The sequence below is a fragment of the Corallococcus aberystwythensis genome (assembly GCF_003612165.1).
Taxonomy (GTDB): Bacteria; Myxococcota; Myxococcia; order Myxococcales; family Myxococcaceae; genus Corallococcus; species Corallococcus aberystwythensis.
On record NZ_RAWK01000006.1, the window covers coordinates 34977 to 51051 of the forward strand.

At 69.2% G+C, this 16075-nt stretch carries 1 protein-coding gene (running past one end of the window); it reads left to right on the plus strand.

From position 1 onward, the window contains the following. Positions 1 to 16075: the 5' end (the start) of a non-ribosomal peptide synthetase gene (locus tag D7W81_RS01740; protein ID WP_120553549.1), read on the plus strand. 16409 nt of this gene lie beyond the right edge of the window; only the first 16075 of its 32484 coding nucleotides appear in the window; it begins with the start codon at positions 1 to 3; its stop codon lies off the right edge, out of view.

Here is a 16075-nt window from a genome sequence, read left to right on the forward strand (position 1 = left end):
ATGAGCAGCAGCGGTGATCTGTCGAAGCGAATCGCGAACCTCTCGCCGGAGAAGCGCGCGGAGCTGCTGAAGAAGATGGCCGCGCAGAAGCAGGCGGCGGGCACTCCGGCGCGGGCGGCGTTCCCGCTGCGGGACAGGTCCCAGCCGGCGGAGCTGTCCTTCGCGCAGCAGCGTCTGTGGATCCTCGATCAGCTCGAATCCGGCAGCGCGCTCTACAACGTGCCCGTCGCGGTCCGGCTGGAGGGCGTGCTGGACGTGGGCGTGCTGGAGCGCGCGCTGCGCGAGGTGGTGCGCCGTCACGAATCGCTGCGCACGACGTTCCACGCGGACGAAGCAGGGCCGGTGCAGCGCATCTCCGACGTGCCGGTGCTGGAGCTGGAGCACGCCGACGTCACGGCGGTGCCCGCCGACGCGCGCGAGGCGGAGGCTTGGCGTCAGGTGGAGGCCGGTGCGCAGCGGCCGTTCGACCTGGCTCGCGGCCCGCTGATGCGGGCGCTGCTGGTGAAGCTGGGGGAGACGGATCACCTGTTGATGGTGGTGCTGCACCACATCGTGTCGGACGGGTGGTCGTTGGGCGTGCTGGTGCGCGAAGTGGCTGTGCTCTACGGGGTGTTCGCGCAGGGGCAGCCGTCGCCGCTGCCGGAGCTGGCCATCCAGTACGCGGACTACGCGGCGTGGCAGCGCGGCGTGCTGCGGGGAGCGGTGCTGGACAAGCAGCTCGGGTACTGGCGCGAGCAGCTTCGCGGCGCGCCGCCCGCGCTGGAGTTGATGACGGACAAGCCCCGGCCGGCGGTGAGTGCCTTCCGGGGGGCGCGCAAGCCGGTCCAGTGGACCCGGGCGCTGACGGAGTCGCTGAAGACGCTGGGGCAGCAGGAGGGCGCCACGCTCTTCACGGTGCTGCTCGCGGGCTGGCAGACGGTGCTGGCGCGCTACGCGGGGCAGGACGACGTGAGCGTGGGCACGCCCATGGCGGGCCGGACGCGTTCGGAGCTGGAGGGGCTCATCGGCGTGTTCGTGAACACGCTGGTGATGCGCGCCCGGTTCGCGCCGGGGCTGACGTTCCGGGCGTTGCTGCGCCAGGTACGTGAAGCGCAGGTGGGCGCGACGGATCACCAGGACCTGCCCTTCGAGCAGCTGGTGGAGGCCGTGCAGCCCGTGCGCGACCTGGGGCGCAGTCCGCTCTTCCAGGTGATGTTCGTGCTGCAGAACGCGCCCCGTGGGCCCATGGCGCTCCAGGCGTTGAAGCTCCAGCCGCTGGAACTGGAGACGCGCACGGCGAAGTTCGACCTGCTGATGCAGGTGGCGGAGACGGACGAAGGCCTGCGCGGCTACCTGGAATACGACGTGGACCTCTTCCTCCCGCGCACGGTGGAGCGGATGGTGGACCACCTGCGTGTGCTCCTGGAGGGAGCCGTCGCACGGCCTGATGCGCAGGTGGATCGGCTGCCCCTGCTGACGGAAGCGGAGCGCAAGCAGCTGCTGGTGGAGTGGAACGAGACGAAGCCCGAGGCGCTGGCGGGCGTCGGGATGCACTCGGCGTTCGAATCCCAGGCGAAGCAGACGCCGGAGTCGGTGGCGGTTGTCTTCGAAGGCCGCGAGCTGGCGTACGCGGCGCTGGAAGCGAAGGCGAACCAGCTGGCGCGGCACCTGGTGAAGCAAGGCGTGAGGCCCGAGGCCCGGGTGGGCCTGTACGTGGAGCGCTCGGAAGCGATGGTGGTGGCGCTGCTGGCCATCCTGAAGACGGGCGCCAGCTACGTACCGTTGGATCCGTCCTTCCCGCCGGAACGTCTGGCGTACATGCGGGACGACAGCGGCATGGCGGTGCTGGTGACGCAGCAGTCGCTGCGAGCCGGGCTGGAGTCCCCGGCGACGAAGGTCGTCTCGCTGGACGGAGACGCGGACGTCTACGGGAAGGAAGCCACGGCATCGCTGGGCGTGGAAGTGGCGTCGGAGTCGGTTGCGTACGTCATCTACACGTCTGGGACGACAGGCCGTCCGAAGGGTGTGCAGGTTCCGCATGGAGCCGTAGCGCGCTTCCTCTCGGCCATGGCATCCGCGCCGGGGCTGAAGTCACAGGACGTGCTGGTGGCGGTGACGACGCTGTCATTCGACATCGCGGTGCTGGAGTTGCTGCTGCCCCTGTCGGTAGGCGCGAAGGTGGTGGTGGCCTCGCGCGAGACGGTGGTGGACGGCAAGCGGCTGAGCACGCTGCTGGAAGCAAGCGGCGCGACGGTGCTGCAAGCGACGCCGAGCACATGGCGGCTGCTGCTGGAAGCCGGCTGGAAGGGCCCAGGCGTCAAGGCCCTGACGGGCGGCGAAGCCCTGCCCAGGGAGTTGGCCAAGACCCTGCGTGAGCGCTGCGCCTCGGTGTGGAACGTGTACGGACCGACGGAGACAACGGTCTGGTCGACGGCGCACGAGGTGGAGGAAGGCACGGGCCCAGTGCCCATCGGCCGCCCCATCGCGGGCACGCGCGTCTACGTGCTGGATGCGTCGTTGCAGCCGGTACCGGTGGGCGTCCCCGGCGAGCTCTACATCGCGGGTGAAGGCGTCACGCGAGGCTACCTGGGCCGCCCGGAGCTGACGGCGGAGCGGTTCCTACCGGAAGTGCACGGCTCCGAGGGCAGTCGGATGTACCGCACAGGGGACCGGGTGCGGTGGCACGCGGACGGGGCGCTGGAGTACGTCAACCGCGCGGACAACCAGGTGAAGGTGCGGGGCTACCGCATCGAGCTGGGCGAAATCGAATCAGTGCTGCGCCAGCAGGACGAAGTACGCGATGCAGCCGTAGTGGTGCGTGGTGAAGGGGCCGAAGCACGGTTGGTGGGCTACGTGGTGGCGAAGCCCGGGCAGACGGTGGAAGCAGGGCCGCTGCGAGAGCGCCTTCGCGTGAAGCTGCCGGAGTACATGGTGCCGCCGGTCCTCCAGGTGCTGGAGGCCATGCCGCTGACGCCCAATGGGAAGGTGGACCGCAAGGCCCTGCCCGCGGTGGAGCAGGCCGCAACCACTTCTCGCGAGTACGAAGCGCCGAGGAACGAAGTCGAGAAGGCGCTGGCAAGCATCTGGGCCGAAGTGCTGCGGGTACCGCGAGTCGGAGTGAAGGACAGCTTCTTCGAACTGGGCGGGCACTCGCTGATGGCCATGCGGGTGGTTTCCCGGGTCCGCGAGGAACTGGGCGTGGAGCTGCCGCTGCGCATGCTCTTCGAAGCCACCACGGTGGAAGCCCTGGCCACCCGTCTGGACAAGGCGAAGCACGGGAAGACTCGAACCCTCTGGCGGGCGTCGGGTGACACGTCACGTCCGCTGTCGTTCGCGCAGCAACGGTTGTGGTTCATCGACAAGCTGGACCCGGGCAGCCCGCTCTACAACATCCCGGTCGCGGTGCGGCTGGACGGCACGCTGCACCAGGACGTCCTGGTGAAGGCCCTGCGAGAAATCTCGCGGCGTCACGAAGCCCTGCGGACGACGTTCGCGCAGGAGCAGGACCAGGCCATCCAGGTCATCCATGCCGAGGTGGAGGTGCCGCTGGAAGCGGTGGACCTCCAGGAGTTCGCCCCGTCCCAGCGGGAGGTCGAAGTCCGGCGCCGGGTCGAGCAGGAGGTGCTGAAGCCCTTCAACCTCAAGACCGGGCCATTGATCCGCGCGCTGCTGGTGACGCTGGGCGCGCAGGAGCACGTGCTGGCGCTGACGACGCATCACATCGTGTCGGACGCCTGGTCGTTGGGCGTGTTGGTGCGCGAAGTGAGCGCGCTGTACGCGGCGTTCGCGGAAGGACATGCGTCGCCGCTGCCAGCGCTGCCGGTGCAGTACGCGGACTATGCGCTGTGGCAGCAGCAGACCCTGCGGGGCGAGGTCTTGCAGCGCGAAGTGGAGCACTGGAAGCAGAAGCTCGCGGGAGCGCCGCCGGTGCTGGAGTTGCCCACGGACCGTCCGCGGCCCGCGGTGCGAGGCGAAGCGGGTGGAGTGGAGCGCTTCCTCTGGCCGCGAGAGTTCGAGCAGGCCCTGCGTACCCTGGGACAGCGTGAGGGCGCGTCGCTGTACATGGTGCTGTTGGCCGGGTGGCAGGTGTTGATGGCCCGCTACTCGGGCCAGACGGACATCAGCGTGGGGTCTCCCATCGCGGGCCGTACGCGCGCGGACGTCGAGGGCCTGATCGGCTTCTTCGTCAACACGCTGGTGCTGCGCGCCCAGGTGGATGGCGATCAGTCCTTCCAGGCCCTGCTGACGCAGGTGCGTGAGACGGTGCTGAGCGCGTACGAGCACCAGAACGTCCCGTTCGAGAAGCTGGTGGAAGCGTTGCAACCGCAGCGCAGCCTCAGCCACACGCCGCTCTTCCAGACGCTGCTGACCCTCCAGAACGTGCCCATGGAGGAGGTCCGGCTCGCCGGTCTGGTGCTCAAGCCCATGGACATCGAGGGCCGCACGTCGAAGTTCGACGTGAGCCTCTACTTCACGGAGACGCCGCAGGGGCTGCGCGGCATGGTGGAGTACAGCACCGACCTGTTCGACGCCGGAACCGTGCAGCGCATGGTGGAGCACCTGCGCGTGCTGCTGGAAGGCGTGGTGGCCAAGCCGGAGGCAGCCGTGGGCCGGCTGCCACTCCTGACGGAGGTGGAGCGTCAGCAGGTCCTGGCGACGTGGAACCAGACGCAGGCGGAGTACGCACGCGACGCGACGATTCCACAGCTCTTCGAGGCGCAGGCGAAGCGCACGCCCGACGCCGTGGCGGTGGTGAGCGGCAAGCAGCGGCTGACGTACCGGGAAGTGCAGGCAAGGGCGAACCAGCTGGCGAACCGGCTGCGCAAGCTGGGAGTGAGGCCCGAGTCTCGAGTGGGCCTGTGCGTGGAGCGCACGGCGGACGTGGTGGTGGGGACGCTGGGCATCCTCAAGGCAGGCGGCGCGTACGTGCCGCTGGACCCGAGCTACCCGAAGGAGCGCCTGGGCTGGCTGCTGGAGGACGCGCAGGGCCCTGCGCTGGTGGCGCACTCGCACCTGCTGGGGTCGCTGCCCGCCTTCACGGCGCAAGCGGTCTGCCTGGACACGGACACGGGGTTGGCTACGGAGCCGGAAGAGGCGCCGGAGACAGGGCTGCGCCCGGACAACGTGGCGTACCTCATCTACACGTCGGGAAGCACCGGCCGTCCGAAGGGCGTGGCGGTAACGCACCGGAACGCGGTGGCCTTCCTCGCCTGGGCGCAAGAGACGTTCACGGAGGAGGAGACGAAGGCCGTGCTCGCGGCGACGAGCCTGAACTTCGACCTCTCCGTCTTCGAACTCTTCGCGCCGCTGGTGAGGGGCGGCAGCGTGGTGATGGTGCGCAACGCGCTGCACCTGGTGGAGGAGACGCCGGACGCAGAGGTGACACTCATCAACACGGTGCCGTCAGCGATGGCGCAACTGGTGCGGCTGAATGCGGTGCCGCCGTCAGTGCGCGTGGTGAACCTCGCGGGCGAAGCCTTGCCGGAGACGCTGGCGAAGGGCGTGTACGGCATTCCCACGGTGCGCAAGCTGTACAACCTGTACGGCCCGTCGGAAGACACGACGTACTCGACGTGGTCGCTGGTGGGGCGCGAGGAGGTGCCGAACATCGGCCGGCCGCTCACCAACACGCGGGCGTACGTGTTGGACAAGTACCTCCAGCCGGTACCGGTGGGCGTGGCGGGCGAGCTGTTCCTGGCGGGAGAAGGGCAGGCACGCGGCTACCTGCTGAGACCGGAGCTGACGGCGGAGAAGTTCCTGCCGGAAGTCCATGGTCCTGAAGGCAGCCGGATGTACCGCACGGGGGACCGGGTGCGGTACCGGGCGGACGGAGTGCTGGAGTACCTGGGCCGGGTGGACTTCCAGGTGAAGGTGCGAGGCTTCCGCATCGAGCTGGGCGAAGTCGAAGCAGCGCTGCGCCAGCAGGAGCCGGTGAAGGAAGCAGTGGTGGTGGCGAAGGGGGAGGGCGCGGAGAAGCGGCTTGTCGCGTACGTGGCACCGAAGGCGGGCGCGACGCTGGAAGCGGAGGCGCTGAAGGCCAGCCTGCGTCAGCGGTTGCCGGAGTACATGGTGCCCGGAGCGGTGGTGGTGCTGGAGGCGCTGCCGCTCAACTCCAACGGCAAGGTGGACCGCAAGGCCCTGCCGGAGCCGGAGGCGCCGACGACGGAGAACACGTACGAAGCGCCGCGCACGGAAGTGGAAGCGAAGCTGGCGGCCATCTGGGCGGAAGTGCTGCGAGTGCCGCGGGTGGGCGTGAAGGACAACTTCTTCACGCTGGGCGGTCACTCGCTGCTCGCGATGCAGGTGGCGTCGCGGGTGCGTGCGGAGCTGGACACCGAAGTCCCGCTGCGCGTGTTGTTCGAGGCGACGACGGTGGAAGTCCTGGCGAGCCAGCTGAAGCAGGGCGTCCCGCGCAGGGGTCCCCGGCTGGTGCGCACATCGCGCGACGCACCGCAGGCCTTGTCCTTCGCGCAGCAGCGCCTGTGGTTCATTGACCAGCTCGAGCCGGGAAGCCCCCTCTACAACATGCCGGTCGCGATGCGGCTGGAGGGCGAGCTGAACGTGGGCGTGCTGGAGCGCGCCCTGGGCGAAGTGACGCGGCGCCACGAAGCGCTGCGCACGACGTTCGTGGACGGGCCTTCCGGACCGGTCCAGCGCGTCTGGCCGGAAGTCGGCCTGTCGATGGCGGTGCGAGACCTGTCGCAGACCGCCGAGCCGGAGCGCGAGTCCCTGGCGCGGGCGCGGATCGAAAAGGAGATCCTGCGTCCGTTCGATCTCGCGAACGGCCCGCTCCTGCGGGTGCTGTTGCTGAAGCTGGAGGAGCACCGCCACGTCCTCGTGGTGACGATGCACCACATCGTGGCGGACGGCTGGTCGCTGGACGTGCTCGTGCGCGAAGTCGCGACGCTCTATGGCGCATTCGCGCAAGGCGCGCCGTCGCCCCTGCCGCCGCTGCGGATGCAGTACTCGGACTACGCGGCGTGGCAGCGGGGCTGGTTGCAGGGAGAGGTGCTGGAGACGCAGCTGGGCTACTGGCGCGAGCAGCTTCGCGGGGCGCCGCCCGCGCTGGAGCTGCCGACGGACAAGCCTCGTCCGGCCGTGCGGGCCTACCGGGGCGCGCAGCGCGGCGTCGTGTTCTCTCGCGAGCTGACGGAGGGCTTGAAGAAGCTGGGCCAGGGTGAGGGCGCCTCGCTCTTCATGGTGCTGCTGGCGGCGTGGCAGACGCTGTTGTCCCGGTACTCGGGACAGGATGACGTGAGCGTGGGCACGCCGATGGCGGGCCGGACGCGCTCGGAGCTGGAGGAGCTCATTGGCGTGTTCGTCAACACGCTGGTGCTGCGCGCCCGTTTCACCCCGGGACAGACGTTCCGCGCGCTGCTGCATCAGGTGCGTGAGACGGTCCTGGGCGCGACGGAGCACCAGGACCTGCCCTTCGAGCGGCTGGTGGAAGCGCTCCAGCCCGTGCGGGACATGGGCCGCAGTCCGCTGTTCCAGGTGATGTTCATCCTGCAGAACGCATCCCGTGGGCCGGTGACGGTGCAGGGCCTGAAGCTCCAGGCCCTGGAGTTGGAGACGCGCACGGCGAAGTTCGACCTGCTGATGCAGCTGTCGGAGACGGCGGACGGCCTGCGCGGCACCCTGGAGTACGACACGGACCTGTTCGCCGCGCCGACGATGGAACGGCTGGTGGAGCACCTGCGCGTCCTGCTCGAGGACGTGGTCGCACGCCCCTCGGTGACGGTGGATGCGTTGTCCTGGCTGACGCAGCACGAGCGCAAGCAGTTGCTGGTGGAGTGGAACAAGACGAAGCCCGAGGCGCTGGTGGGCGTCGGGATGCACTCGGCGTTCGAAGCCCAGGTGAGGATGACACCGGAGTCGGTGGCGGTCGTCTTCGAAGGCCGCGAGCTGGCGTACGCGGCGCTGGAAGCGAAGGCGAACCAGCTGGCGCGGCACCTGGTGAAGCAAGGCGTGAGGCCCGAGGCCCGGGTGGGCCTGTACGTGGAGCGCTCCGAAGCGATGGTGGTGGCGCTGCTGGCCATCCTGAAGACAGGCGCCAGCTACGTACCGTTGGACCCGTCCTTCCCGCCGGAACGTCTGGCGTACATGCGGGACGACAGCGGGATGGTGGTGCTGGTGACGCAGCAGTCGCTGCGAGCCGGGCTGGAGTCACCGGCGACGAAGGTCGTCTCGCTAGACGGAGATGCCGAAGTCTACGAGCGCGAGGAGTCGTCCCCGCTGGGCGTGAAGGTGGCGTCGGAGTCAGTGGCGTACGTCATCTACACGTCTGGGACGACGGGCCGTCCGAAGGGCGTGCAGGTTCCGCACGGGGCCGTGGCGCGCTTCCTCTCGGCGATGGCGGCGGCCCCGGGGCTGAAGGCGCGGGACGTGCTGGTGGCGGTGACGACGCTGTCATTCGACATCGCGGTACTGGAGTTGCTGCTGCCCTTGTCGGTAGGCGCGAAGGTGGTGGTGGCCTCGCGAGAGACGGCGGTGGACGGCAAGAAGCTGAGCACGCTGCTGGAAGCAAGCGGCGCGACGGTGCTGCAAGCGACGCCGAGCACATGGCGGCTGCTGCTGGAAGCCGGCTGGAAGGGTCCGGGCGTCAAGGCCCTGACGGGCGGCGAAGCCCTGCCCAGGGAGTTGGCCAAGGCCCTGCGGGAGCGCTGCGCCTCGGTGTGGAACGTGTACGGACCGACGGAGACGACGGTCTGGTCGACGGCGCATGAGGTGGAAGAGGGCACGGGCCCTGTGCCCATTGGCCGCCCCATCGCGGGCACGCGCGTCTACGTGCTGGATGCGTCGTTGCAGCCGGTACCGGTGGGAGTCCCCGGCGAGCTCTACATCGCGGGTGAAGGCGTCACGCGAGGCTACCTGGGCCGGCCGGAGCTGACGGCGGAGCGGTTCCTGCCGGAAGTGTACGGCTCCGAGGGCAGCCGGATGTACCGCACGGGAGACAGGGTTCGGTGGCACGCGGATGGGACGCTGGAGTACGTCAACCGGGCGGACAACCAGGTGAAGGTGCGGGGCTACCGCATCGAGCTGGGTGAAATCGAAGCAGTGCTGCGCCAGCAGGACGAAGTGCGCGACGCAGCCGTAGTCGTCAGGGGCGAAGGGGCCGAAGCACGGTTGGTGGGCTACGTGGTGGCGAAGCCCGGGCAGAAGGTAGAAGCCGGGCCGCTGCGCGAGCGGCTGCGGGTGAAGCTGCCGGAGTACATGGTGCCGCCGGTCCTCCAGGTGCTGGAGGCCATGCCGCTGACGCCCAATGGGAAGGTGGACCGCAAGGCCCTGCCCGCGGTGGAGCAGGCCGCAACCACTTCTCGCGAGTACGAGGCGCCGAGGAACGAAGTCGAGATGGCACTGGCAAGCATCTGGGCTGAAGTGCTGCGGGTGCCGCGAGTCGGCGTGAAGGACAGCTTCTTCGAGCTGGGCGGGCACTCGTTGATGGCGATGCGGGTGGTCTCCCGGATCCGGGAGGAAATGGGCACGGAGTTGCCGCTGCGCGCGCTCTTCGAGGCCACCACCGTGGAAGCCCTCGCCGGCCGACTGGCGAAGGGAGGCCGGACGGCGGCTCCTGCGCTGGTCCGCATTCCGCGCGAAGCGGCCCTGGAGCTGTCGTTCGCGCAGCAGCGGCTGTGGTTCCTCGACCAGTTGGAGCCGGGCAGCCCGCTCTACAACATCCCGGTCGCGATGCGGCTGGAGGGCGCGCTGAACCTGGGTGTCTTGAAGCTCGCGCTGCGGGAAGTGGTGCGCAGGCACGAAGCGCTGCGCACGACCTTCGAGGAAGGGGCCACGGGGCCCGAGCAGCTCATCCACTCGCTGGTGGAATTGCCGCTGGTGGAGCGAGACGTCACCGATGAGCCCACCGGGTCGCGTGAGGCTTCCGCGTTGCGTCTGCTGGAGGAAGAGGCGCAGCGGCCCTTTGAGCTCGCCAGGGGTCCCCTGATCCGCGGGACGGTGGTGAAGCTGGGAGAGACGGACCACCTGTTGATGGTGGTGCTGCACCACATCGTGTCGGACGGCTGGTCCCTGGACGTGCTGGTACGGGAAGTGGCGCTGCTCTACGGGGCCTATGTCGAAGACCGTCCGTCGCCGCTGCCGGAGTTGCCCATCCAGTACGCGGACTACGCGGCATGGCAGCGCGGCTGGCTCCAGGGCGGCTTGCAGGCCCGCCAGTTGGCGTACTGGCGCGAACAGCTTCGCGGTGCGCCGCCCGCGCTGGAGTTGATGACGGACAAGCCCCGGCCGGCTGTGCGTGGCTTCCGGGGCGCGCGCCAGGCAATCCACTGGCCGCGTGAGCTGACAGAGTCGCTGAAGGCTTTGGGGAAGCAGGAGGGCACCACGCTCTTCACGGTGCTGCTCGCGGGCTGGCAGACGGTGCTCGCGCGCTACTCCGGGCAGGACGACGTGAGCGTGGGCACGCCGATGGCGGGGCGCCCGCGTGCGGAGCTGGAAGGGCTCATCGGCGTGTTCGTCAACACGCTGGTGCTGCGCGCCCGGTTCGCACCGGGGATGACGTTCCGCGCGCTGCTGCGGCAGATGGGTGAGACGGTGCTGGGCGCGATGGAGCACCAGGAGCTGCCCTTCGAGCGGCTGGTGGAAGCGCTCCAGCCCGTGCGCGACATGGCACGCAGCCCGCTGTTCCAGGCGATGTTCGTCCTGCAGAACGCGGCGCAGGGCACGTTGTCGGTGCCGGGCTTGAAGCTGCGGGCGCTGGACCCGGACACGCGCACGTCGAAGTTCGACCTGCTGATGCAGGTGTCCGAAGGCGAGCAGGGCCTGCGTGGATACCTGGAGTACGACTCGGACCTCTTCCTCCCGAGGACGATGGAGCGGATGGTGGCGCACCTGCGCGTGCTCCTGGAGGACGCGGTCGCACACTCGGACACCGCCGTGGATGCGCTGCCGATGCTGGCGGAGGCGGAGCGCAAGCAGCTGCTGGTGGAGTGGAACGAGACGAAGCCCGAGGCGCTGGTGGGCGTCGGGATGCACTCGGCGTTCGAAGCCCAGGTGAGGATGACACCGGAGTCGGTGGCGGTCGTCTTCGAAGGCCGCGAGCTGGCGTACGCAACGCTGGACGCAAAGGCGAACCAGCTGGCGCGGCACCTGGTGAAGCAGGGCGTGAGGCCCGAGGCGCGGGTGGGCCTGTACGTGGAGCGCTCCGAAGCGATGGTGGTGGCGCTGCTGGCCATCCTGAAGACAGGCGCCAGCTACGTGCCGTTGGATCCGTCCTTCCCGCCGGAGCGGCTGGCGTACATGCGGGACGACAGCGGCATGGCGGTGCTGGTGACGCAGCAGCCGCTGCGAGCCGGGCTGGAGTCCCCGGCGACGAAGGTCGTCTCGCTGGACGGAGATGCCGAAGTCTACGAGCGTGAGGAGTCGTCCTCGCTGGGCGTGAAGGTGGCGCCAGAGTCGGTGGCGTACGTCATCTACACGTCTGGGACGACGGGGCGTCCGAAGGGCGTGCAGGTTCCGCACGGAGCCGTGGCGCGCTTCCTCTCGGCGATGGCTGCGGCGCCGGGGCTGAAGGCGCAGGACGTGCTGGTGGCGGTGACGACGCTGTCATTCGACATCGCGGTACTGGAGCTGCTGTTGCCCTTGTCGGTGGGCGCGAAGGTGGTGGTGGCCTCGCGCGAAACCGCGGTGGACGGCAAGAGGCTGGGCGCGCTGCTGGAGGCGAGCGGCGCGACGGTGCTTCAGGCAACGCCCAGCACGTGGCGACTGCTACTGGAAGCCGGCTGGAAGGGCCCAGGCGTCAAGGCCCTGACGGGCGGCGAAGCCCTGCCCAGGGAGTTGGCCAAGGCCCTGCGCGAGCGCTGCGCTTCGGTCTGGAACGTCTACGGCCCGACGGAGACGACGGTCTGGTCGACGGCGCACGAGGTGGAGGACGGCACGGGCCCTGTGCCGATTGGCCGCCCCATCGCGGGCACGCGCGTCTACGTGCTGGACGCGTCATTGCAGCCCGTGCCGGTGGGCGTCCCTGGCGAGCTGTACATCGCGGGTGAAGGTGTCACGCGGGGCTACCTGGGCCGTCCGGAACTGACGGCGGAGAGGTTCCTACCGGAAGTGTATGGCCCCGAGGGCAGCCGGATGTACCGCACGGGGGACCGGGTGCGGTGGCACGCGGACGGGACGCTGGAGTACGTCAACCGGGCGGACAACCAAGTGAAGGTGCGTGGCTACCGCATCGAGTTGGGCGAAATCGAAGCAGTACTGCGCCAGCAGGAAGAAGTGCGCGACGCGGCGGTGGTGGTGCGTGGCGAAGGGGCCGAAGCACGGTTGGTGGGCTACGTGGTGGCGAAGCCCGGGCAGACAGTGGAAGCAGGGCCGCTGCGCGAGCGGCTGCGGGCGAAGCTGCCGGAGTACATGGTGCCGCCGGTCCTCCAGGTGCTGGAGGCCATGCCGCTGACGCCCAACGGCAAGGTGGACCGCAAGGCGCTGCCCGCGGTGGATGCCGTAGCCGCGTCCTCGCGCGAGTACGAGGCGCCGAGGAACGAAGTCGAGAAGACGCTGGCGGGCATCTGGGCCGAAGTGCTGCGGATGCCGCGTGTCGGCGTGAAGGACGGCTTCTTCGAACTGGGCGGGCACTCGCTGATGGCGATGCGCGTGGTCTCCCGGATCCGGGAGGAAATGGGCGTGGAGCTGCCGCTGCGCATGCTCTTCGAAGCCACCACGGTGGAAGCCCTGGCCGCCCGTCTGGGCAAGTCGAAGCACCTGAAGACTCGAGCCCTCCGGCGGGCATCGGGTGACACGTCACGTCCGCTGTCGTTCGCGCAGCAGCGGTTGTGGTTCATCGATCAGCTGGAGCCGGGCAGCCCGCTCTACAACATCCCGGTCGCGGTGCGGCTGGACGGCACGCTGAACGTGGGCGTGATGGAGCGCGCCCTGCGAGAGGTGGTGCGCCGGCACGAAGCGCTGCGCACGACCTTCGTGGATGGCGATTCCGGTCCGGTGCAGCAGGTCTGGCCGGAGGTCGGTCTGTCGCTCGGCGTGCGCGACCTGTCCGAGTGCACCGAGGAGGAGCAGGAGTCCCTGGCCCGGGCGAGAATCGAGCAGGAGGTCCTTCGTCCCTTTGACCTGGCGAACGGGCCACTGCTGCGCGCACTCCTGCTGAAGCTGGGAGAGCGCAAGCACATCCTCGTGGTGACGGTGCACCACATCGTCTCGGACGGCTGGTCGATGGGGGTGTTCGTCAATGAGGTGAGCGCGCTCTACGCGGCCTTCACCCAGGGGCTCCCGTCGCCGTTGCCGGAGCTGCCGGTGCAGTACCCCGACTACGCGGCGTGGCAGCGCGACTGGTTGCAGGGCGAGGTCCTGCAACAGGAAGTGGACTACTGGAAGCAGAAGCTCACGGGGGCGCCTCCGGTGCTGGAGCTGCCCACGGATCGTCCGCGTCCCGCGGTGCGAGGCGACGCCGGTGCCCTTCACCGGTTCATCCTCCCGGAGCCCCTGGTGCAGCGCCTGCGCGCGCTGGCCCAGCAGGAAGGGGCCTCGCTGTACATGGTGTTGCTGGCGGGCTGGCAGGCGCTGTTGTCGCGCTACTCCGGTCAGCCGGACATCAGCGTGGGCTCGCCCATCGCGGGCCGCACACAGGCGGAGACGGAGGGCCTCATCGGCTTCTTCGTCAACACGCTGGTGATGCGCACGGACCTGTCGGACGCGCCGGACTTCCTCCACCTGGTGCGCCGGGTGAAGCAGGGAGCCCTGGAGGCCTTCGAGCACCAGCACGTCCCCTTCGAGAAGCTGGTGGAGGTGCTCCAGCCCGAACGAAGCCGCAGCTACTCGCCCATCATCCAGTCCATGTTCGCCCTGCAGAACGTGCCTGCCGGCGAGGCGAACCTGCCAGGCGTGAAGCTCACGTTGCTGGAGCTGGAGAGCAGGTCGTCGAAGTTCGACCTGAGCCTCTTCTTCCTGGAGAAGGCCCAGGGCCTGACCGGCGTGATCGAATACAGCACCGAGCTGTTCGATGAACCCTCCATGCGACGCATCAGCGAGCACCTGCGAGTGATGCTCGAAGGCGCGGTCGCCAGGCCTGGGGACTCGGTGACGCGTCTGCCGCTGACGGATGAGGCGGAGCGCCGTCGGCTGCTGGTCGAGTGGAACCAGACCGGAGCACCGCCCATGCGCCCCGCTTCCGTGCATGCCCTCTTCGAGGCACAGGCACTGAAGACACCGGGCGCGGTGGCCCTGAAGTCCGCGACACGCGGAGAGACGCTGACGTACGGGGCGCTGGACGCGAAGGCGAACCAGCTGGCGCACCACCTGCGGGGCCTGGGAGTGAAGCGAGGCACGCGAGTGGGTGTGTACGTGGAGCGCTCGTTCGAGATGGTGGTGGGGCTCTTGGCCATCCTGAAGGCCGGAGGCGCGTACGTGCCGGTGGACCGCAACTACCCGGCGGAGCGAATCGCGCTGATGCTGGAGGACGCGGGCGTCGAGGTAACGCTGACGCAGCAGGCACTGGTGGAGAAGCTGCCCAAGAGCGCGGGCCGGCCGCTGGCGCTGGACACGGCCTGGAGCGAAGTCACCCGTCAGCCGCAAACGGCACCGCAGGTGGAAGTGAGCAGCGAGGACCTGGCGTACGTGATGTTCACGTCGGGGAGCACGGGCCGTCCGAAGGGCGTGTGCATCCCGCACCGGGGCATCACTCGGTTGGTGGTGGGTAACGGCTTCCTGCGCTTCGGGCCGGAGGAGGTGTGGCTGCAACTGGCGCCGGTGGCTTTTGACGCCTCGACGTTGGAACTCTGGGGCGCATTGCTGCATGGGGCGAAGCTGGTGCTGGCTCCGCCGCACGCGCTGACGCTGGAAGAGTTGGGCACACTGCTGGAGCAGGAGCGCATCAGCGCGCTGTGGCTGACGGCGGCGCTGTACGAGCAGATGGCACTGCACCAGGTGGAGGCACTGGCGGGGGTGTCGCAGGTGCTGGCGGGCGGCGACGTGCTGCCGGCCCAGCGCGTGCGCGAGCACCTGAAGCACCTGCCCGAAGGCGCGGTGCTGGTGAACGGGTACGGCCCGACGGAGAACACCACCTTCTCGGCCACGTACACGCTCACGCGTGACACGTCACTCACGGCCTCGGTACCCATTGGCAAGCCGATCGGGAACTCGACGGCGTACGTGTTGAACGCGCACGGGGACGTGGCGGGCGTGGGCGTGCCGGGAGAGCTGTACGTGGGAGGCGAAGGCCTCGCATGGGGCTACCTCAACCGGACGGACCTGACAGCGGAGCGCTTCGTGCCGGATGCCTTCAGCACGCAGCCTGGAGCGCGGCTGTACCGCACGGGCGACAAGGCGCGTTGGAAGGAGGACGGCACGCTGGAGTTTCTGGGCCGCATCGACTTCCAGGTGAAGGTACGTGGCTTCCGCATCGAGCTGGGAGAAGTGGAAGCGGCGCTCCTGAAACAGGAGAGCATCGCGGAAGCCGCGGTCGTGGTGCGCGACGTGGGCGGCGACAAGCGGCTCATGGCGTACCTCGTCGCGAAGCCGGGGCAGGGCATCGACCCGAAGGCGGTGGAGGCGGAGCTGCGCAAGGGCCTGCCGGAGTACATGGTGCCCTCGGCCATCGGCGTGCTGGCTTCGCTGCCACTCAGCGCCAACGGCAAGGTGGATCGCAAGGCCCTGCCGGAGCTTGAGGCAAGTCGTTCGGAGCGCGAGTACGAAGCGCCGCGCACGACGACAGAGAGCCGTCTGGCGGCCATCTGGTCCGATCTGCTGCGCGTTCCCCAGGTGGGCCGGCAGGACAACTTCTTCGCGCTGGGTGGCCACTCGCTGCTGGCGACGCAGGTGGTGTCACGCCTTCGCTCGGAGCTGGGCGTTGAGCTGTCGCTGAGCGCGCTGTTCGCGGCTTCGACGTTGGCGTCGTTCGCCCAGCGGGTGGAGGAAGCCACCCGTTCGGAGGCGAAGGCCCTGGTGCGGGTGCCGGACGCCGGACCGCGTCCGCTGTCGTTCGCGCAGCAGCGGTTGTGGTTCATTGACCAACTGGAGCCGGGCACGGCGCTCTACAACGTGCCCGTGGTGGTGCGGCTGGAAGGCAACCTGCGTCCAGAGGTGCTGGAACAGGTCCTGCGGGAAATCTCGCGCCGCCATGAGGCCTTGCGGACGG